This is a genomic window from Microbacterium schleiferi (assembly GCF_020781975.1).
Classification (GTDB): domain Bacteria; phylum Actinomycetota; class Actinomycetes; order Actinomycetales; family Microbacteriaceae; genus Microbacterium.
The window spans coordinates 1-20,600 of the sequence record NZ_JAJGNI010000009.1 but is presented as its reverse complement, the minus strand read 5'-3'; the positions used below and the strand labels follow the sequence as shown (position 1 = coordinate 20,600).

Below are 20,600 nucleotides of genomic sequence, written 5' to 3'. Positions count from 1 at the left end.
GATGACCGAGGCCCTAGTGCTTAGGGAGTAGGGCCCCGGTCATCCGGTGTGGGCTCAGCCGACCTGGTCGGTAAGCACGAACTGTCCGTCCTCGACGACCAGCCACTGGAAGCGCGGGCGGTCGATACGACGCTCGTCGTTGTAGGTGGCGGTGCCATAGATGATGGACGGGATATCGGTGCCGTCGCGCAGGGCGTTGCGGATGCCCTCACGGTCGAGGGTCTCGGCGTTCTCGGCCGCCCACGCCAGTTGCTTCAGACCGTCGTAGGCGTACGCGGCGAACAGGTTGGGCGCGTGCCCGAACTCCTCGGTGTAGGCGGTCACGAAGCTCTCGACCGCCGGGTCGTCGGACTCGGGGTAGAACGTCGTGTCGACGTACACACCCTCGGCGGCACCCTGGGCCAGATCGAGGAACTCGGCGGAGTAGTTGGACCCCACGGCGAGGAACGGAACGTCCAGGCCCGTCCGCTCGGCCTGCTGCACGAGGAGGGCGGTGGTGCCGTAGTACGTGTAGAAGATCACGACGTCGGGGGCCGCGTCGCGGGCCTGCACGAGCTGCGGGCGGAAGTCGGTCGAGGTCTCTTCGACGGGCGAGCTGTAGACGATCGTGTCGCCGTTCTGCTCAGCCTGATCCTGCAGCACCTCGAACGCCGTGTTGCCCCAGTCGGTGTTGAGGTAGAAGACGGCGATGTTCGAACCGATCTCGTGAGCGGCATCCTCGATGACCCGGGCCTCGACTGCCTGCGTGACGGACGGGCTGAAGATGTAATCGCCGGTCGCGGTGAACTCGGGATGCGAGTTGGTGATGCCCAGCTGCAGCAGACCCGCGCGCTGGTAAATCGGGCTCGCGACCATCGAGGTGGCCGACGAGAAGTCACCCAGCACCGCGAGGACCGAGTCGTCGCTGACGAAGCGCTGCGCGATCGTGGTGGCCTGGCTCGCCTCGCCCTGGCTGTCTTGGAAGTCGATCTGCACCTCGCGGCCGTTGACGCCGCCGGCGCCGTTGATCTCGTCGAGGGCGATCGCAAAGCCTTCCTGCCAGTTCTCGCCGTACTCGGCCTGGTTGCCGGTCAGGGGACCCGAGACGCCGAAGACGATCGGTTCGGTGCTGTCGGCATCCGTACCTCCGCTGCTGGAGGCGCAGCCTGCCGCGACGAGTGCTGTCGCGGTGAGGGCGGCGGCTGCCGCAAGGGTGCGCGTGCGCAGATTCATGCTGACTCCTGGTGAGAAGGGATGCTGTGGCGCCGTGGAATACGGACACTGCCGCTTTCGTCGTGAAGCGGCCTGGCTATCTTGCGCTCCGGCCGCCGAGATCACGCAGTCGGGCCGTCATGAAGCGAAGCATTTCGTCACATTCATCCGATTCGACTGTCACAGATCGCGCTTCATGCGGCGTCCAGACGACCGTTTGTGACAGCCGAATTCGCGTTTCGGCCCGGAGTTGCCTAGACACGAAGGTATGTCTGCCACCTCCGCGATCGCGCTCGTCGGCGGGGGGCCGCGCGGCGTCTCGCTGCTCGAGCGCGTCGTCTCGGCGCTCGCCGAACTCGCGGACCCCGACGCGACCCGCATCGACGTGTACCTGATCGACGATGTCGAGGTGGGCGCGGGCCGAGTGTGGCGCACAGACCAAACGCGCGAGCTGTGCATGAACACCCTCGCGGATGCCGTGACGCTCTTCACCGACGACTCGGTGCAGATGGTCGGCACCGTGCGACCCGGTCCGACGCTGTACGAGTGGGCGATCCTCGCTGCCCACGCCGAGGCGCCGGATGCGCGGACGGCCGAGATCGTGGCGGCCATTCCTGCGCCGCGTCGGGCGGGATTCGCCGAGGCGCCGGTGCGCGCCGGTTTCGCGTCGGACTACGCGGGCGAACTCGGGGCGCTGCGCCCAGAGTCGCATCCCAGCCGGTCGCTGTACGGCGAGTACATCGCCTGGGCGCTCGCGCGCGTCATCCGTGTGGCGCCGGACGGTGTCCGGGTGCACACGCACACCGGGCGCGTGAGGGCGATCGTCGAACGCGGCGGACGTCAGGAGCTGCAGATCACGGATGCCGAGGGCGGCGCGACCGAGATCACCGTCGATGCCGTGGTGTTGGCGACAGGGTGGCTGGCGAACCTGCCGACCGCCGAGGAGCGGCAGCTGTCGGCATCCGTCTCGGCTCGACCCGAGCTCGTGTGGGTGGCACCCGGAAACCCCGTCGACCAGGATCTCTCACGCGTGCCCGCGGGCGAAGACGTCATCATCCGGGGCCTCGGGATGGGATTCTTCGACACCGTCACACTGCTCACTCTCGGTCGCGGCGGACGGTTCGTCATGGATGCCGGCGCGGCGGGTGGTCTTCGGTACGAGGCGTCGGGCGCCGAGCCGATCCTGTGGGCGACCTCGCCCCGGGGTGTGCCGTACCGCGCCAAGACGCTGTACGGGAGCCTGCCGCCGCGCGCACCGCAACGGCACCTGCGCGCCGTGCTCGATGCCGGCCTGTCGCGGCCGATCGACGTCGAGGGGCTCCTGTGGCCGGCGATCCGCAAGGACGCGTTCGAGGCGTACTACGAGACGTTGCACCGGACCCGTCCCGGGGCGCTGACCGGCTCGTGGGACCAGGTTCGGGCGGCGATCGCGGCGGATGCCGGTGACGCCGAGTCCCTGGCCGCGGCTGTCGCACCGTTCGTCGCCAACTCCTCGGATCTGTTCGATCTGAGCGCCGCACTCGACCCGTCCCGCCGATCCTTCGCGAATCGTGAGGAGTTCGACACCTGGGTCGCGGAGTTCCTCGCCGACGATCTGCGCGAAGCCGAACGCGGCGCCGACTCCCCGCTGAAGGCTGCCCTGTGGTCGATCGGGTCCGCCCGGCAGCCGGTAAGTCTCGCCGGAGCGTTCGGCGGCTTCGACGCAGCGACCCGGCGCGGAGCCTTCGGCCGCCTCCTCTCGATCGGCGGGATGTTCGGTTCCGGGCCTCCCGCGTTCCGCAACCGGCAGCTGCTGGCCCTGCACGCCGCGGGCATCGTGCGCTTCCTCGGGCCGCGGCCCGCGCTCACCATCACCGACGACGGCTTCCGCGTGGTGTCGGCGCAGATCCCGGATGCCGACATCACCGCCCGCACCCTGATCGACGCGTGGATGCACATGCACGACGCCGGCGCCAGCGCCGATCCGCTCGTGCGGTCGTTGACGGATGCCGGACGCCTGCGCGTCTTCCAGATCGCGGACCGCGACGGAGAGCTCGGAGCGACGGGCGGGATCGACATCGACCCCGCCACGGGCCTCCTCGTCCGTGGCGACGGTACGCTCGACCCTGCTGTCCACGTGGCCGGGATCCCCGTCGACGAGGTCGTGCACGACACGATCATCAGCCCCATGCCGGGCACGAATCCCACCATGCTGCGTGAGACCGACAGGGTCGCGCGCAGCGCCGTGCGGATCGCGCTGCACGCGGCATCCGTCTCACCCACCGTTCCGCTCGCAAGGAGTTCTGCATGACCGCATCCGGTGTTCGCCCCCAAGCCCTCGTGACGGGAGCCACCGGCGGCATGGGCGGAGCGATCGTGCGGGAGCTCTCGCGCACCCACGACGTGATCGCGGTCGGACGCAGCGCCGATGCGCTGAGCGAACTGGCTCGGCAGACCGGTGCCACGCCCTGGGTCCTCGACATCACGGATGCCGAAGCCCTCGCTGCCCGCACGGCAGAGCTCACGCGCCTGGACGTCCTGGTGCACGGGGCTGCGATCGCGGCGGTCCACACGGCGGAATCGGCGACGCCCGAGGACTGGGAACGCCAGTTCGCCATCAACGTGTTCGCCCCGGCAGAGCTCACGCGTCAGGTGCTGCCGTTGCTGCGCGAGAGCCGGGGAACCGTGGTGTTCATCGGCTCGGGCGCCGGGACTCGCCCCGTTCCCGGTCACGCGATCTATACGGCATCCAAACACGCACTTCGGGGCTTTGCCGACGTGCTGCGCATCGACGAACAGCGCCATCGCGTGCGGGTCGTGACGCTCGCCCCGGGCCAGACCGACACCGGGATGCTGCGCACGCAGTCGGCCGAAATGGGCACCCCGTACGAGCCCGAGCGTTACATCAAGCCGTCGTCGGTCGCGGCGACGGTCCGGTTCCTCGTGGACGCCTCCCCCGACGTCCACCTCACCGACATCGCCGTGCGCCCTCGGGTCGAGATCGCGCGCCTCTGACATCGCCGGCTCGGCGCGAGGAGGTGGCTAACTCCTCACCCGCGGGGCGGATTGCTGTGCGGCTGTGCGCAGCATCCGGTTCCTGCCGCCGTTCTCACTGAGTTGGCGACGGCCGACGACGGAGCCGAGCCGACACGAATCCCAAGGTCGGATGCCGCCCGGCTCTCTCGCCTGACCGGTTCGGCCCGGCACGCCGGTGTCGCTAACTCCTCATTTCCGGGCCGAGCTCGCGCGACGCCACGCCTGGCATCCGGCTCGCCCGCCGTTCTTGCTGAGTTGGCCACAGCCGATGACTCGCACGGATGCCGTCACGAATCGAGAAGACGGATGTCGCGGCATCCCGCTAGCTGTGATGTCCAGACAGGTTGTTGAGCCTGCTGATCGGCGTCCCGCCGATCGCGGAGTGGCGCCTGTGGTGATTGTAGAAGTGGATCCAGCCCGGTAGGGCGTCGCGCCGCTCGGTCTCTGACGTGTAGAGCTTCGCGTAGGCCCAGCCGTCGCCGAGGGTGCGGTGGAAGCGCTCGATCTTCCCGTTTGTCTGGGGTCGGTAAGGGCGGGTGCGTTTGTGGCGGATGCGGAGCTCGGAGCAGGCCTCTCGCCAGGCGTGGGAGCGGTAGGCGGGGCCGTTATCGGACAACACCCGCTCGACGGCGACGCCCCGTTCAGCGAACCAAGCGACCGCGCGGCGCAGGACACCGATCGCGGTGTCGGATCGTTCGTCGGCGTGCATCTCGACGTAGGCGACGCGGGAGTGGTCGTCGACGACGGTGTGGAGGTAACCGATCCCGAGCCGAGGCTGGTAACGAGTGTTGCGGTTCACGCGGGCCATCGCGTGCCGGTTCCGGGTGCCCTGCGCGCGGCCGAGGAAGCGGTGTCCGCCGCCGTCGGGGATGTTGCCGAACTTGGTGACGTCGACGTGGATCAGGGAGCCGGGATGGTCGTGCTCGTAGCGTCGGATCGGTTCCCCGGTAACCCGGTCGATCCGCGACAGCCGGTTGATACGGCAGCGCACCAGCACCGCGTGAACGGTCGACGGCGGCAGGTCGAGCTCGCCGGCGATCTGGACGGGCCCGAGCCGGCGCCGCCAGCGCGCTTTGACGATCTGCTTGACGACGAGCAGCGGCGTCTTCGACGGCATCGAGCGCGGACGACTGGACCGGTCCTGCATCCCTGACACGCCCTCGGCGCGGAACCGGGCCGCCCACTTCCGGGCCGTGACGCTCGAGACCATGAACATCTTCGCCGCTACAGACGGCGGCCAGCCGTCATCGACGATCAGGCGCGCCAACCGAAGACGAGCACGAGGAGTCAGAGCAGCGTTAGCGTGGGACACGAAGGCCTCCTGGTTCGTGAAGCGGTTCCTTGAACAGCTCCACTTCACAACCGGAGGTCTTCGCCTCTCAGCAGCTCAGGGCCGTGTCGCCGAAACAACGTCCCTGGACATCACAGCTAGCGTGTGCTCATGCCTGCACCGAAGACGCACGCCGCGGACGCCCATGACCTCATCCGCGTGCACGGTGCACGGGAGAACAACCTGAAGAACGTCGACGTCGAACTACCCAAACGTCGCCTCACGGTCTTTACGGGGGTGAGCGGCTCGGGCAAGAGCTCGCTCGTGTTCGGGACGATCGCCGCCGAGTCGTCGCGGATGATCAACGAGACGTATTCGACGTTCATCCAGGCGTTCATGAATACGCCCCCGCGTCCGGATGTCGACGTGCTCGAGGGCCTGACGACCGCGATCATCGTCGACCAAGAGCGGATGGGCGCCAACGCCCGGTCGACCGTGGGAACGGCGACGGATGCCAACGCCCTCCTGCGGATCCTCTTCAGCCGCGTCGGCCAGCCGCACGTCGGCGGCCCGCAGGCGTTCTCGTTCAACGTCGCCTCGGTCAGCGGCAAGGGCGCCGTGACCAGCCAGACCGCCGACGGCAAGAAGGTCGAGCGGCGCAGCTTCACCGTCACCGGCGGAATGTGCCCGAACTGTGACGGCATGGGGCAGGTCAGCGACATCGATCTCGCGCAACTGTTCGACGAGACGAAGACGCTCGCCGCCGGGGCGCTCACGGTTCCCGGATACACGGCCGACGGCTGGTACGTGAAGATCTTCGGCGGAGTCGTGCCGATGGATGTGCCGATCAAGGACTTCACCGAGCAGCAACGGCACGACTTCCTCTACGGCGAGCCGCGCAAGATCAAGCTCGAGAACATCAACATGACCTACGAGGGTCTGGTGCCGAAGATCCAGAAGTCGTTCCTGTCGAAGGACGTCGACTCGATGCAGCCCCACATCCGCGCATTCGTCGAACGGGCTGTTGCGTTCCAGCCCTGCCCCGAGTGCGGCGGAACCCGCCTCAACGAGGGGGCGCGATCGTCGAAGATCGCAGGCAAGAGCATCGCGGATGCCTGCGCCATGCAGATCTCGGATCTTGCCGCCTGGGTGAAAGGGCTGGATGAACCGAGTGCCGCTCCCCTGCTGCGGAGCCTCGGCGTCCTCTTCGACTCGTTCGTCGACATCGGCCTCGGCTACCTCTCGCTCGATCGCGCATCGGGGACGCTCTCGGGCGGCGAGGCGCAGCGCACCAAGATGATCCGGCACCTCGGGTCTGCTCTCACCGACGTCACCTATGTCTTCGACGAGCCGACGGTGGGGCTGCACCCGCACGACATCCAGCGCATGAACCGCCTCCTCGAGCAGTTGCGCGACAAGGGCAACACGGTGCTCGTCGTCGAGCACAAGCCCGAAACGATCGCGATCGCCGATCACGTCGTCGACCTCGGGCCCGGCGCGGGATCGAGCGGCGGGCAGATCATGTTCGAGGGCACGGTCGAGGCGCTGCGGGCCTCGGGAACCCTCACGGGGCGGCACCTGGACGATCGGGCGCAGCTGAAGGCATCCGTCCGCCAGCCGTCGGGGGCGATCGAAGTGCGCGGCGCGAGCTCCCACAACCTGCAGGACGTGGATGTCGACATCCCGCTCGGCATCCTGGTCGCCGTCACCGGGGTCGCGGGGTCGGGCAAGAGCTCGCTGATCCACGGATCGGTTGCCGGCCGCGAGGGTGTCGTCGCGATCGATCAGGGCGCGATCAAGGGCTCGCGCCGCTCGAGCCCCGGTACCTACACGGGGATGCTCGAGCCGATCCGCAAGGCGTTCGCGAAGGCGAACGGCGTCAAGCCCGCGCTGTTCAGTGCGAACTCCGACGGCGCGTGCCCCGTGTGCAAGGGGTCGGGCGTCATCGTGACCCAGCTCGGACCCATGGAGCAGATGGAGACCCCGTGCGACGTGTGTGAGGGCAAGGGCTTCGATGAGGCGGTTCTCGTCCATCTGTTGGGCGGCAAGAACATCGTCGAGGTGCTCGATATGTCGGCATCCGACGCTGCGGAGTTCTTCGGCTCGGGCGAGGCGAAGGTGCCGGCGGCGGCCTCGATCTTGAACCGGATGGTGGATGTCGGGCTCGGCTACATCCGGATCGGCCAGCCGCTGCCCACCCTCTCGGGCGGGGAGCGGCAGAGGCTGAAGCTCGCGGTGCACATGGGCGAGAAGGGCAGCGTCTACGTGCTCGATGAGCCGACGACGGGTCTGCACCTCGCCGACGTCGAGAACCTCTTGGGCCTGCTCGACCGGCTCGTCGACTCGGGGGTGTCGGTCATCGTCATCGAGCACCACCAGGCGGTCATGGCCCATGCGGACTGGATCATCGACCTCGGCCCGGGTGCCGGACACGACGGTGGCCGGGTCGTGTTCGAGGGCACGCCCGCCGACCTGGTCGCCGCCCGCTCGACGCTGACTGGCCAGCACCTCGCCGACTACGTCGGCGCCTGAGATCCGCCCGGTCGCTCCCCGGTCGTTGAGCGAGCGAAGCGAGACGAAACGCCCCCGCCGCATCCCGGTCGCCTCCCCGCGACGTTCGCAGAATCGATGCGTTGATGCGTTGATGCGTTGATGCGCTGATGCGCTGCTCGTAGAATGGGGCCATGCGCACGACTCTCGACATCGACGACACCGTGCTCCGTGCGGCACGCGCGCTTGCTGCACAGACCGATCAGTCGCTCGGTGCAGCTGTCTCGGAGCTGGCGCGACGCGGCCTCGGCGCAGAAGCCCCCCGTATTCCCCAGGGGTTTCCGACTCTTCCCCGGGCGGGCGGGAGTCACGTCATCACCGATGAGCTGGTCGCCGAACACCGCGACGACGTCGCATGACCATTCCGCTTGCCGTACCCGACGTGAACGTCCTGCTCGCGCTCATCTCCCCGGATCACGTCCATTACCAGGCTGCCCACGCGTGGTTCTCCGACACCACACAGTGGGCCACGACGCCCTATACCGAAGCAGGGCTGGTGAGGCTCGTGCTCAATCCGGTCGTCGTGGGCGCGACGTTCACCGCCGCAACTGCGCTCGAGGTCCTGCGAGGGCTGCGAGCCCTGCCGCTCCACCGATTCCTTGCGGATGACTCCAGCCTGGCAGCCCCCCATATCGATGTGGCGGCACTCGTCGGTCACCGACAGGTCACCGACTATCACCTCGTGGACCTCGTCGCCCGAAAAGGTGCGCAGCTGGCAACGTTTGACTCCCGATTGGTCGCTTCCCTCGCCCCCGAGGACCGCCGACACGTGACGATCATCCCGGCCTGACCGCCCCCGCCCGCCCGGTCCCCGCTCCCACCGCACCCCGCTCCCACCGCACCCCGCTCCGCTCACTTGCCGCAACACGCCGCAACTGGCCCGCTCGCCCCACAGTTTGCGGCAAATGAATGTACCGTGGCCTCGCCCGCCGCCGCATCCGGCTCAGGCCTTGTCGGCGTCGGCCTTCTCGTAGGAGGCGACGAGCTCGAGTTCCTTCTGCTTCTTCGGGAGGAAGAACCAGACGACCGCGGCGCCGATGGCGATGGCGATCGCGCCGAAGGCGTAGGCCGCGATCGACCCGGTCTCCAGCGACTGGCGGGCGGCGGTCAGGATCTGGTCTTTGTACTGCGGGTACTGGTCGGCCACGTGCAGCGCCGAAGCGTACGAGGCCTGCAGCGCCGCGACGACCTGGTCGCTGATGCTCGAGGCCTGCGAGGACTCGGAGATGAGCTTGCCGAAGTGGTGGGCGAAGCCGGCGGCGAGGATGGCGCCGAGCACGCCCTGCATGATCGATCCGCCGAGGTCTCGCTGCAGGTCGGCGGTGGCAGAGGCCATCCCGACGCGGCGAACCGGGGTCGATTCGGTGATCGCCCGGGATGCCGGGGTCATCGCGAACCCCGCGCCGATCCCGATCACGAGGTAGGCGATCGAGACGTACCAGAACGGGGTGGTCTCGTTCCAGAAGAGCATCGTGATGAACCCGAACAGCACGAACAGGTAGCCGATCATCATCGTGAAGCGCGATCCGCGGGTGAGGACGAGCTTCGCGGACTGCGGCGCGACCAGCAGCAGGCCGACACCGGCGGGCACGATCGAGAGGGAGGCATCCAGGGTGGAGTACCCGAGGATGTTCTGCTGGAACTGCTGCCCGACGAACATCGCCCCCATGAGCGATCCGAAGACGATCATGCCGCCGGTCGCGGGCGCCCAGAACATTCGGCGCCGCGCGACGCGCAGGTCGTAGAGGGGCGAGGATGCCGTCGCCTGGCGCCACCCGAACAGACCCAGCAGCACGACAGCGGCGATCAGCAGGATGAGCCCGAACGTGGCGGTGTCGGGCACGAACACGGTCGAGAGCCCGAGCACGATCGAACCGATCATGAACACCGAGATCACACCGCCGAGGTGGTCGACCTTCTCGTTGTTCTCGGCGACGTGGCTGGGCACGAACATCCACACGAGGATGAATCCGGCGAGGGCGAAGGGGACGGCGAGCAGGAACGCCGAGCCCCACCAGAACCACAGCAGCAGTACGCCGGCGAGCACCGATCCGACGACGGTCGCGGTGGCGCTGACCGCCGACCACAGCGCGATCGCGAGGGTGCGCTGCTTGCCCGGTCCCCACAGGGCGGTGATGAGCGAGAGGGTCACGGGGTAGGCCATGCCGGCGGCGATTCCGGTGAGGATGCGCGCGACGATGAGCATCTCGACGGATGCCGAGAACGCGGCGACGAAGCTGATGACCACCGTGAGGCCGAGGCCGAGGACGAGCAGCTGCTTGCGTCCGTACCGGTCGGCGACGGCGCCGAGGTAGAGGACCGACATCGCGAGGCCCAGCGAGCAGCCCACGGCGACGAGGTTGAGCGCGGTCTGCCCCGCGCCGAACGCATCCCCGATGTCGGGGAGGGCGATGTTCGCGGCGGCGAGGTTGATGTTGCACACCAGCGCGCCGAGGATCAGCGCCGTCAGCACGAGTTTCGGCCGCGGCGGCGCGGCGGGGGTGGCGGGCACGGATGCTGCGGCGTCGGTCACGCGACAACACTAGCGATGCTCGGTCGGCGGCATCGGCATCCGTCGCCAACTCCTCAATACCGCGGCCCGGCACGGCATCCGGCGCGCAGGACTCCCGCGCCGCCCGCGGATGTGAGGAGTTGGCCACACGTACCGCAGGCCTCCTCGCGCGGAGGAACGTCGTCGGGACCTTACGGACGGGGACTCTGGTCGCGCATCCGCCCCGTCTGGTGTGCCCAGATCGCGATCTCGACGCGGTTGCGGGCACCGAGCTTGGTCATGAGGCTCGCGATGTGCGTCTTGACGGTGCTGAGGGTGATGTAGAGGTTCGTCGCGATCTCACTGTTGCTGAGCCCGCGCGCGACGTCGGCGAGCACCTGCTCCTCACGCTCGGTGAGCGGTTCGATCGGCTGCGGAACCGGCGACGGGGCGGCACCGCTGAAGGCGTGCAGCAGCCGCACTGTGACGTTCGGGGCGATCAGGGCGTCACCGTTCGCGGCGGCGCGGATCGCCTGGGCGAGCAGTTCTGACCCGGCATCCTTGAGGAGGAATCCCTTGGCTCCTGCCCGCAGCGCGTCGAACACGTATTCGTCGAGGTCGAAGGTGGTGATGATGACCACCGCCATCGGGTCCTGGATGTCGGGACCGGCGAGAATGCGGGTCGCCTGGATGCCGTCGAGGCCCGGCATCCGGATGTCGAAGAGGCACACGTCCGGACGCAGCCGGCGCGCCAGCGCGACAGCTTGGTTGCCGTCGGATGCCTGCCCGACGACCTCGATATCGGGCTGTGCGTCGAGGATCATGCTGAGTCCCGTGCGCACGAGCTCCTGATCGTCGGCGATGAGCACGCGGATGGTCACGGAGCCCATCCAACACGAGGGAGGGTCGCGGTCACAGCCCACCCGCCGTCCGGTCGCGGGCCGGCTTCGCAGGTGCCGCCCAGCAGGGCCGCGCGCTCGCTCATGCCGATGAGGCCGAAGCCGGGCGCGGGCGGCGCCGCCAGGTCGCCGTCGTTGACGACGCTCAGTCGCACGCCGGTCTCGTCGGCCACGGCGACCACCTCGACCCGGGTCAGGTGACGGGAGTGACGGAGGGCGTTGGTCACTGACTCCTGCGCGATGCGGAACACCGCGGCGGCAACGGGCGGAGGGATGCTCACCTCGGTCTCGCTGACAGCGACCTCGACCACGACGCCGCCGGGCGTGGTGGTCGCGAGCTGTGCGATGTCGCCGAGGCCGGGACTCGGGGCGAGCTCGGCCGTCTCACCGTCTCGCAGCACGCGCACCATCGACCGCAGCTCGCGCAGGGTCTTGGCCGCCTCGGTCTCGATCACGCGGAGCGCGTCCTGCGCCGCGGACGGGTCGTGCGGTGCGACCGCGGTGCCCGCCTGCGCGCGGATCGCGATCGCCGTGACGTGGTGCGCGACGGTGTCGTGCAGGTCACGGGCGAGCTGCTCCCGTTCGTGCATGCGGATGCGTTCCAGCAGGCGCAGACGGGCGCCGGCGCGGTAGCGAAACGCCATGCCGAGCAGGACCGACACGAGCAGGAGGGCGAATCCGCCGACCAGCTCGAGAAGTCCCCCGCCTCGCACGAAGGTGAGACTGAGGCTCGCGATCACGAGCACCGAGCCGATCACGAGGTCGCGCCCCGACGCCCAGCGGAACAGGGCGTAGACGATCACCATCAGGAACAGGCTGGTCGTGAGGCTCGCCACCGGAAGCACGATGTCGATCGGCAGTAGGACGATGCAGAGCATCCACAGCGGCTGAGTGCGACGCCACAGCAGCGTCGGCGTGACCGCGAGGACCACCGCCGTCGACAGAAGTGGGTTCACGAGGTCGGGGGTGAACACGCCTTCCACGACCACGAGCACGGCGACGAGGGCGAACAGCACCCAGTCCCGCCATACCCGACGTGGCGGCGGCGGCACGGCGCTCGGCGCCTCCCAGGCTGAGCGCAAGAGCCCACTCACCGGGTCAGGATACAAGCGCACCACGCTCCGCCGCCCGCGACGTGGCGGCGACCCGGCGCCTGATGATGATCTCGGCCACGAGGCAGTTCAGGACGAACCCCGCGCCCACCACCCAGGTCTCACCGGATGCGTCGGGTTCGCCGAACGGAATCGTCCACAGGATCGAGACGAGCGCCTGCGTGCCGCCCGAGACGGCGATTGCGAAGGCACGGGTCGACCACGAGCCGTGCGCGGTGAAGTCGCGGCGCACGATGGCGATCGCCGACATCGTGAGGAACACGAGCATGACCGCGGAGAAGAACAGTCGCACCATCGCGAGCGGGAACTCCTCGTCGGGGCCGCCGAAGAAGACCGCGAGCCAGGCTCCCGACACCGCCGCCACGAATCCGAGCGGCAGCAGCACTCGGCCGGCTGCTCGATGCCACCGGCGCCGTGCCCGCAGCGCGGGCGAGAACTGGAAGGCACCGGCCACGCAGAACACGCTCATCGAGACGATGTGGGCGACCATCGCCACGGTGGATGCCCACGCGAGGGCATCGGCTGCGGGAGCACTGGCCTCACGCAGGCTGAGGGCGCCACCGATGATCGGGAGCGCGCTCAGCAGCAGCAGTCCGCTGATGGCGGGCCATCCGGACCTCGTTCGCGGTCGGGCATCCGTTTCCGCCTGCGGCGGCGGAGCGTCTTTCACGTGAGAAGGCATGACTCGATGCTCGCGCGGGTGCATCACCCCGCACATCGGCCTGGGGTACGGACTGAGGACCGTACTTTCGGCCGATCAGATCGCGGCCTTCCGGCCGATGACGGATGCCGCGCACGCGGCGCATTCTCGATGTCATGCACACCACGACGACCATGCGCGCCGCCATGCAGCGCCAGTACGGTCCGCCTTCCGTCCTCGAGATCGCCGATGTCGAACCGCCGGTTCCTGGCCGCAGCGATGTGCTCGTGCGGGTGCGGGCGGCGTCGGTGCACCCCGGCGACTACTTCGTCATGACCGGCGAACCGTACATCGTGCGCCTCGCTTTCGGCCTGCGCCGGCCGCGCCATGCCATCCGCGGCATGGACCTCGCGGGCGTGGTCGCGGCGGTCGGTGAGGATGTCGAGGGCTTCCAGCCCGGCGACCACGTGTTCGGGTGGTGCACGACCGGGTCACTTGCCGAATACGCCCGCGTTCCCGCGAAGAACCTCGCGCCCGTGCCCGAGAACTTGTCGCTCGCGGAGGCCGCCGCGGTGCCGACCTCCGGCATGACGGCGCTGCAGGCGATGCGGAATGTCGCGCGCGTGGCATCGGGACAGAAGGTGCTCATCGTCGGGGCATCCGGCGGCGTCGGGTCGTTCGCCGTGCAGATCGCCGCGTCCCTGGGTGCCGAGGTCACCGGCGTGTGCAGCGCCGGCAACGGTGCGCTTGTCGCCTCGCTCGGCGCCGACCACGTCATCGACTACGCGGCATCCGATTTCACCGCGCGGGAATCGCAGTACGACGTCATCCTCGACAATGTCGAGTCCCGTCCGCTCAGCGTCGTCCGTCGAGCCCTCACCCCCGCCGGCACCCTGATCCCCAACAGCGGGAAGGGCGGCCGCCTGCTCGGACCCATCGGACGAGTCATCCGCGCCCATGTGCTGTCCCTGTTCACCCGCCAACGCCTGCGACCGTTCACCTCCGTCGGCACCCGAGAAGACCTGCTCGCTCTGGCCGCGCTCGCGAGCAGCGGTCAGCTCACGCCGGTCATCGACCGCGTCTATCCGCTGGATGCCGCCGCCGATGCCCTTCGCCACGTCGCGACCGGGCATACGCGAGGAAAGGTCGTCGTCACGATCTGAGGTCGCTGACGGCATTCACACCGCGCATCGCGCACCCCGACCTGCCGCCGCCCTGGCGGATGGAACACCCCTGACACCGAGAAGGACCCATGACCACCTCACCCACCACGAAACCGCTCGCCACCGCGCTTGTCCCCGTGCAAGCCAAGCTCGCCGCCGCCTGGACGAGCTTCATGTTCCTGGTCATCTATGTCGACTACTACCACCTCCACAAGCCGAACGTCATCGACAACATCCAGGCGGGTCTGGTCTTCGAGTTCCCGATCACGCCGGCGCTGATGACGGGATTTCTCACGCTCACGGCGATCCCGTCGGTGATGGTCGTGCTCTCCGCGGTCCTTCCCGCCCGCGCGAACCGCATCACGAACCTTGTCGTGGGCGTTCTGTACGTGCCCGTCACGGTGTTCAACGCCGTCGGCGAGACCTGGGAGTGGGCGCCCTTCTATGTCGTCTCGATCGGCATCGAGCTGGCGCTTCTGGCGTACATCCTGCGCTCGGTCTGGATGTGGCCGCGCACCGCCAGCCGACAGAACGCCCGCTCGTAACATCCCCCTTCCCCACCCTCTTCCTACGGAGCACCATGCACACCCGCACCCAACCGTTCACCCGCGCCGCGGTTCTCGCCGCCGCAGTCTTGCTTGTCGCACCGCTGTCGGCCTGCGGACAGATCCCGTTCTCAGGACCCATGACGACCCAGACGCGAGAGCTCGCCGAGGTGGATGCCGTGGACCTTCGCACCAGCGGCGATCTCACCATCACGATCGGGGAGGAGGAATCGCTGACGATCACCGCATCTGCTGTCGCGATCTCGGCGCTGACCTCCGACGTCGACGAGGGCACGCTGGTGCTGGACTACGGCGGCGGCGCGTTCGGAGTGAGCCGGATCAGCTATGACCTCACCGTGCGTTCCCTCGATCGTGTGCAGGTCAGCGGTTCGGGGAGCGTCTCGGGCGCCGGCGTGCTCGGACCTGAGGGGGTCGTCGAGATCACGGACTCCGGCAGCCTCGCGCTGACCGACACTCACACGCAGGGCCTGACGGTGAGGATCGACGGATCGGGCAGCGTCACCCTCGACGGTTCGAGTGTGTCGCTCGACCTGATGATGGACGGGTCGGGTGACTTCTCGGGCGAGGATCTGCGCACCCAGAAGGCGTCAGCATCGATCGCGGGCAGCGGTTCCGCGTGGATGTTCGTCACCGACACCCTCCGTGCCAGCGTGAGCGGCAGCGGCGGACTCACCTATGCCGGCGATCCCGCCCAGGTCGCGACGGATGTCACGGGCAGCGGCACAGTGGAGATCGCGGCGCCCCGGTAACCCGCAGGGGCGGCGCGGCTTGGCTGAGCTGCTGCCACCGTGGCCGCACGCGAAGTCCGAGGCGGATGTCGAACCTCCACCGGGGGCGCCGATCACTGGGATGCTGGGGGCAGACCCCACGACGAGAGGATCCGGCCATGCCCCGTCCACCACGGATGCTGCTGCTCACGCTGGTGGCGGTGCTGGCTGCCCTGCCGGTGATCGCGTCGGCCTTCTCACCCTGGGCGGGCGCGACGAGCGTTCTCGTGCTGTCACTGCTGCCCGTGCTCGGTGTGGCACGGGGCGGCATCCGTTCTATGGTCCTCGTGTCCGCGGCGGCGGCGGTGACCGTTCTCGTGTCACTGCTGCTCGTGCAGACCGGACCGCTTCTCCCCTGGCTCGGCACGGCGCTGGTCATCGGCCTCGCCGTGCTCGCGTCGCCGCTCGTGAAGATCGGGCGAGAGAGCACTGGCGCACTGGTCATTGTGCTGGCGGTCTACCTCATGGCGGTGCCGGATTCGGCATCCGCACCGTTCGCGAGTATGGGTCCGCTGGGCGTCGCCGTCGCCCTCGGCGCTCTTGTGGCTTTCACCACCGCGTGGGCGAGCGCTGTCATATGGCTGGCGCTGCGGAGGGTGCGGATTCCGGCGTCCGAGGTTCCTCCGCCGACACTTCCTTACACGTTGCTGTTGGCTTTTCTGGCGGGGTTGTTCACGTTCGTGACGCTGATGTGGTTCCGCGAGACGAATGCCTGGTGGTCGGTGCTGACGGTCGCGGTCGTGCTGCAGCCGACGGGCGCGAAGCTCGCTTCTCGCGTGCTGGCGCGCGTGGCGGGCACCGTGCTCGGCGGGGTTATCGCGTATGCGGTGGCGGTGTGGGTTCCGGCGGAGGCTGTCACGCTGGTGGGCGGTGTGGCCGCGCTTGTCACAGCCGTATTGAAGCTCACGGCTCGGCCGTACTGGGCGTATGCGGCGGCGTTGACGGTGACGATCGTGTTGACGTCGTTCGCGCCGCGCGAGGTGCTCGCCGGTGATGCGATGCGGGTGGGGATCACCGTGGGCGCGGCGTTGCTGACGGCGGCGGCTGCGGTCGTGGTGGCACGTTTCCTTCCCGCGCGACCGGCGGCCTCCGACCGCTGAGCGGGACCGAACGCGCGCCCCGGGAACGCTGAAAGGCCGGGACCCCCATAAGGGATCCCGGCCTTCGGTTGCTGTGTGGTGCTACCGGCTGTGATGCGGGTGGTGCCGGGTTTTAGCGGCCCGAGAGCTTCTCGCGAAGAGCCGCGAGTGCCTCGTCATCCGCGAGCGTGCCCACGGGGCTTTCGCTCGAGTACGAGCCCGAACCGGATGCCGAACCGCTGTAGTCCTCGTCCTTGGCCTTGGTGGCCTCGGCTTCGGCGGCCTTGGCAACCGTAGCCTTGTGGGCTTCCCAGCGCGCCTGGGCTGCAGCGTATTCCTGCTCCCACTTCTCGCGCTGCTCGTCGAAGCCTTCCTTCCACTGGTTGGTCTCGGGGTCGAAGCCCTCGGGGTACTTGTACTCCCCGTTCTCGTCGTACTCCGTGACCATGCCGTAGAGGGCCGGGTCGAACTCGACACCGAAGGGGTCGATCGAGTCGTTGGCCTGCTTCAGCGAGAGCGAGATGCGGCGACGCTCGAGGTCGATGTCGATGACCTTGACGAAGACCTCTTCGCCGACCGAGACGACCTGCTCGGCGAGCTCGACGTGCTTGCCCGAGAGCTCGGAGATGTGCACAAGGCCCTCGATGCCGTCTGCGACGCGAACGAACGCACCGAACGGAACGAGCTTGGTGACCTTACCCGGTGCGATCTGGCCGATCGCGTGGGTGCGGGCGAACACCTGCCACGGGTCTTCCTGGGTGGCCTTGAGCGAGAGCGACACGCGCTCGCGGTCGAGGTCGACCTCGAGGATCTCGACGGTGACTTCCTGACCGACCTCGACGACCTCGGATGCGTGCTCGATGTGCTTCCACGAGAGCTCCGAGACGTGCACGAGACCGTCGACGCCACCGAGGTCGACGAACGCGCCGAAGTTGACGATCGACGAGACGGTGCCCTTGCGGACCTGGCCCTTGTGCAGGTTGTTGAGGAAGTTCGAGCGCGACTCCGACTGGGTCTGCTCGAGCAGCGCGCGGCGCGAGAGCACGACATTGTTGCGGTTCTTGTCGAGCTCGAGGATCTTCGCCTCGATCTCCTGACCCAGGTAGGGGGTCAGGTCGCGGACGCGACGCAGCTCGATCAGCGATGCGGGGAGGAATCCACGCAGGCCGATGTCGACGATGAGTCCACCCTTGACGACCTCGATCACGGAACCGGTGACAACACCGTCGTTCTCCTTGATCTTCTCGACATCGCCCCACGCACGCTCGTACTGGGCACGCTTCTTCGAGAGGATGAGGCGGCCTTCCTTGTCCTCCTTCTGGAGAACCAGCGCCTCGACCTGGTCGCCGACGTTGACAACCTCGTTGGGGTCGACGTCGTGCTTGATGGAAAGTTCGCGCGAGGGGATGACGCCCTCGGTCTTGTATCCGACGTCGAGGAGGACCTCGTCGCGGTCGATCTTGACGACGGTGCCCTCGATGAGCGAGCCGTCGTTGAAGTCCTTGCCCTTGAGGGTCTCTTCGACCGCGGCCAGGAAGTCCTCAGCAGATCCGATGTCGTTGATCGCAACCTGCTTGGTGGCCGGGGCGGTCGTTGCAGTAGTCATGTAGTGGGTTGTCCTTGGATGGTGTTGTAGTCGGGGCCAGGTGCTTTCCGTTCGTTGAGCGAGCGAAGCGAGTCGAAACGCGCTTCGCAGCGGGCGAACGGATGCCGCACCAAGGCCAGGTGGATTGGGTTTTTCGATGTCACTCCCCCGCGTTCCCGCGGCCAGGCATGCAGAACGAAGCCCACGAGTGACACTTCAGGATATCAGAGAACAAGGAGCGGATTCGAGGACGCTCCCGCTCCGCCGCGCTCGGACTCTTCGTGGCCGAGACGCCCGAGGATTTCACACACCACATTTGCGACGCCGCACGATTGGGAGATATCAGGTGTGCACCGCATTGCGTCCGGTGACTAGCTACTCGCGCCGCCGGTCTGCAGCGGGCCGAGTTGATAGACATCTTCATCGCGACTTCATCGCGACGCGCTCCCAAGCCGGCCGATATCCGTACGCTGGGCGACCGGCTTGGAGCGCTCGTCGTATGGGGCCGCGTAATCTCCCCTCGGACACGAGGACAGGTCCGATCCGGCGCCCGCGGAGCCTATGGCATGCTATCCCCATGCCTTCATGGATCGACCAGATGTTCAGCGCTCAACAGGCCCACACAGGCGGCGTGGTCCGGCGAAGCATCCACGACATCAACAAGTACGCATCCCTCGAAGAGGTCCTAGAACGAGCTGACGACGAGGGGTGGCACGTCGTACAGATCGGCGATCAGATCATCGTTCTGTGTAACACGGGCGACATCCGCATCCTGCACTAGCGTGTCTGATCGCTGCCGGCTCGCGACCGCGCGAGCAGAGCCCTGATCCGGCCTCGTGCAGCTCTCTCAATGACGACCTGAAGCCTGACCCGGTGTGGGCGCGAAGCCCCCGCCGGTGCTCGGGGGCGTTGAGCAACACCGGACTAGCAACTGGCGATGCTTCATGAGCCTTGCGAGGATGACGTGCACATCACGCACTTTGACGATGCTGACACAACCCCAAGAGTCGGCATCCCGGTGCGCCTCCTTTCGAAGGCTCAAGATCCGTGATAAGCGATGGATTGCGCCATTCTGCGCCCGGATGATCGGAGACTCCCACGTGGCAACTTCGTTCCCTTACGCCGCCGGCGGATCAATCGCTAAGGCGATCGCGCAATTCCGTCAGAGCTTCCCGCCAATAGTCAACGCAAGCACCCTCAAAAAGTTTGCTATTGCGCCGAACAACGAGTCCTACGTGATCGCGGTCCTACGATTCCTCGGGTTCATTGACGAGGAGGGCAACCGGCGAGACGACAATGTCGGCTTCTTCTATGGTGCCGATGCTGCATTTCAGCAGGGGCTAGAGACCACGCTCCGTGCGGCGTACAAGCCACTCTTCGACGACTTCGGAGACACCGCGCTGGACAAGAGCCGTGATGATCTCGTGCCCTGGTTCCGCGCGACCGACAAGTCCTCCCAGATCGTGGGTGGTCGACAAGCAGCGACCTTTACTGCGCTGGCCGCGTTGGCGGGCCATGGAGAGCCACCTGCAATCCCGAGCGCTCCGTCGACCTCCGGCAACGGGTCGAGTGGCAAACCGAAGCCCAAGACCGACGCTAAGCCGACTCCCAAGCCCGAGAGCAACAGCGCCGATGCGGGCAAGAGCGCCACAGCGAACTCGCACACGCCGAGTGTGACCGCGGGAGGCGCCGATGTCGGGCTGACCGTACGGATCGAAGTGAACCTACCTGCGGGTGGCGACCAGTCGACCTACGACGCGATATTCAAGAGCATCAGGAAGAACCTCATTGACGGGCTCTCTTGACTTCTTCGAGCGGGTTGTGCGAGCGTCGCCAGCACCCGCATTGGCGGATTTTTCAGCGCACGAATCGGAGCCGCAACCCGATATCCACCCGTTCGACTCGCGGAACATTCACCCCGACTTCCCGAGGAAAGTGCGCCGTCTATTCGACGACGGCTACTTTGCCGAGGCCACTTTTGAGGCCTTTAAATGGGTAGACAAGGAGGTTCGCCGCCTCTCGGGCTCCCACAAATTCGGGCACGCGATGATGATGGACGTGTTCAACGAGAACAACGCTGCCCTCGCACTGACCCCCATGATCGAACAGAGTGAGATTGACGAGCAGCTCGGTTACCGATTCATCTTCGCGGGCTCGCAGTCAGCCATTCGTAACCCTCGTGGTCACGACACCGACCTAGATGAGTGAGTCCGTTTGGTTTGGGCGGCGTGGACGCTGTTAATCGGAGGCGGAGGGTGTTAAGCCCTGCGTG

General features: G+C 67.5%; 19 protein-coding genes. 12 read left to right on the top strand and 7 right to left on the bottom strand.

The window, feature by feature from the left end; genetic code table 11:
* Positions 1–54: 54 nt before the first annotated feature.
* Positions 55–1,212, bottom strand: coding sequence for an ABC transporter substrate-binding protein (locus tag LL236_RS11555; RefSeq protein WP_228179003.1), 1,158 nt, complete (start codon positions 1,210–1,212; stop codon positions 55–57).
* A 247-nt stretch (positions 1,213–1,459) separates the two neighbouring features.
* On the opposite strand from LL236_RS11555, the gene LL236_RS11550 reads away from it, so the two are divergent.
* Together LL236_RS11550 and LL236_RS11545 are read left to right on the top strand one after the other, a co-directional pair.
* Complete coding sequence (locus LL236_RS11550; RefSeq protein WP_228179002.1) at positions 1,460–3,481, top strand: FAD/NAD(P)-binding protein; 2,022 nt, start codon at positions 1,460–1,462, stop codon at positions 3,479–3,481.
* The gene (locus LL236_RS11545) at positions 3,478–4,185 is read left to right on the top strand and encodes an SDR family oxidoreductase (protein WP_228179001.1); all 708 of its coding nucleotides are present in this window, start codon (positions 3,478–3,480) and stop codon (positions 4,183–4,185) included. The genes LL236_RS11550 and LL236_RS11545 overlap by 4 nt, the downstream gene beginning before the upstream one ends.
* A 343-nt stretch (positions 4,186–4,528) precedes the next feature.
* Here LL236_RS11545 and LL236_RS11540 read toward each other — a convergent pair whose 3' ends face one another.
* The gene (locus tag LL236_RS11540) at positions 4,529–5,518 is read right to left on the bottom strand and encodes an IS481 family transposase (RefSeq protein ID WP_228179000.1); all 990 of its coding nucleotides are present in this window, start codon (positions 5,516–5,518) and stop codon (positions 4,529–4,531) included.
* 129 nt (positions 5,519–5,647) lie between these two features.
* On the opposite strand from LL236_RS11540, the gene LL236_RS11535 reads away from it, so the two are divergent.
* The 3 genes from LL236_RS11535 (at position 5,648) to LL236_RS11525 (ending at position 8,816) form a co-directional block, all read left to right on the top strand.
* On the top strand, positions 5,648–8,008 hold the full coding sequence (locus tag LL236_RS11535) for an ATP-binding cassette domain-containing protein (RefSeq protein ID WP_228178999.1): 2,361 nt from the start codon (positions 5,648–5,650) through the stop codon (positions 8,006–8,008).
* A 152-nt stretch (positions 8,009–8,160) separates the two neighbouring features.
* Entirely contained in the window at positions 8,161–8,385 is a 225-nt protein-coding gene (locus tag LL236_RS11530; RefSeq protein ID WP_228178998.1) for an antitoxin, read from the top strand.
* Entirely contained in the window at positions 8,382–8,816 is a 435-nt protein-coding gene (locus tag LL236_RS11525; RefSeq protein WP_228178997.1) for a TA system VapC family ribonuclease toxin, read from the top strand. The genes LL236_RS11530 and LL236_RS11525 overlap by 4 nt, the downstream gene beginning before the upstream one ends.
* Before the next feature lie 153 nt (positions 8,817–8,969).
* Here the strand turns inward: LL236_RS11525 and LL236_RS11520 are convergent, their stop codons facing one another.
* The 4 genes from LL236_RS11520 to LL236_RS11505 all read right to left on the bottom strand — a co-directional run bounded on the left by LL236_RS11520 (position 8,970) and on the right by LL236_RS11505 (position 13,210).
* Positions 8,970–10,559 (bottom strand): MFS transporter, encoded by a 1,590-nt coding sequence (locus LL236_RS11520; RefSeq protein ID WP_228178996.1) that lies wholly within the window; start codon positions 10,557–10,559, stop codon positions 8,970–8,972.
* Positions 10,560–10,729: 170 nt separating this feature from the next.
* Positions 10,730–11,398: a response regulator gene (locus LL236_RS11515; protein WP_228178995.1), complete on the bottom strand. Its 669-nt coding sequence runs from the start codon at positions 11,396–11,398 to the stop codon at positions 10,730–10,732.
* Complete coding sequence (locus tag LL236_RS15040; RefSeq protein WP_228178994.1) at positions 11,395–12,510, bottom strand: sensor histidine kinase; 1,116 nt, start codon at positions 12,508–12,510, stop codon at positions 11,395–11,397. The genes LL236_RS11515 and LL236_RS15040 overlap by 4 nt, the downstream gene beginning before the upstream one ends.
* Positions 12,511–12,514: 4 nt before the next feature.
* Positions 12,515–13,210: a DUF2306 domain-containing protein gene (locus LL236_RS11505; protein WP_228178993.1), complete on the bottom strand. Its 696-nt coding sequence runs from the start codon at positions 13,208–13,210 to the stop codon at positions 12,515–12,517.
* 134 nt (positions 13,211–13,344) lie between these two features.
* Here LL236_RS11505 and LL236_RS11500 point away from each other — a divergent pair, with 134 nt between their 5' ends.
* The 4 genes from LL236_RS11500 (at position 13,345) to LL236_RS11485 (ending at position 16,764) form a co-directional block, all read left to right on the top strand.
* Positions 13,345–14,331, top strand: coding sequence for an NAD(P)-dependent alcohol dehydrogenase (locus tag LL236_RS11500; protein WP_228178992.1), 987 nt, complete (start codon positions 13,345–13,347; stop codon positions 14,329–14,331).
* Positions 14,332–14,420: 89 nt separating this feature from the next.
* The gene (locus tag LL236_RS11495; RefSeq protein ID WP_228178991.1) at positions 14,421–14,876 is read left to right on the top strand and encodes a DUF6326 family protein; all 456 of its coding nucleotides are present in this window, start codon (positions 14,421–14,423) and stop codon (positions 14,874–14,876) included.
* Between the two features lie 35 nt (positions 14,877–14,911).
* Positions 14,912–15,646: a GIN domain-containing protein gene (locus tag LL236_RS11490; RefSeq protein WP_228178990.1), complete on the top strand. Its 735-nt coding sequence runs from the start codon at positions 14,912–14,914 to the stop codon at positions 15,644–15,646.
* A gap of 137 nt (positions 15,647–15,783) precedes the next feature.
* Positions 15,784–16,764, top strand: a complete 981-nt coding sequence (locus LL236_RS11485) for an FUSC family protein (RefSeq protein WP_228178989.1) — start codon at positions 15,784–15,786, stop codon at positions 16,762–16,764.
* Between the two features lie 112 nt (positions 16,765–16,876).
* Here LL236_RS11485 and rpsA read toward each other — a convergent pair whose 3' ends face one another.
* Positions 16,877–18,349: a 30S ribosomal protein S1 gene (gene rpsA / locus LL236_RS11480; RefSeq protein WP_228178988.1), complete on the bottom strand. Its 1,473-nt coding sequence runs from the start codon at positions 18,347–18,349 to the stop codon at positions 16,877–16,879.
* A 556-nt stretch (positions 18,350–18,905) separates the two neighbouring features.
* Between rpsA and LL236_RS11475 the strand changes: the two genes are divergently transcribed.
* From LL236_RS11475 to LL236_RS11465, 3 genes are all read left to right on the top strand, one after another.
* Complete coding sequence (locus LL236_RS11475) at positions 18,906–19,109, top strand: hypothetical protein (protein ID WP_228178987.1); 204 nt, start codon at positions 18,906–18,908, stop codon at positions 19,107–19,109.
* Between the two features lie 319 nt (positions 19,110–19,428).
* The gene (locus LL236_RS11470) at positions 19,429–20,133 is read left to right on the top strand and encodes a DUF5343 domain-containing protein (RefSeq protein WP_228178986.1); all 705 of its coding nucleotides are present in this window, start codon (positions 19,429–19,431) and stop codon (positions 20,131–20,133) included.
* 40 nt (positions 20,134–20,173) lie between these two features.
* Complete coding sequence (locus tag LL236_RS11465; RefSeq protein WP_228178985.1) at positions 20,174–20,536, top strand: TIGR02391 family protein; 363 nt, start codon at positions 20,174–20,176, stop codon at positions 20,534–20,536.
* Positions 20,537–20,600: the final 64 nt, after the last annotated feature.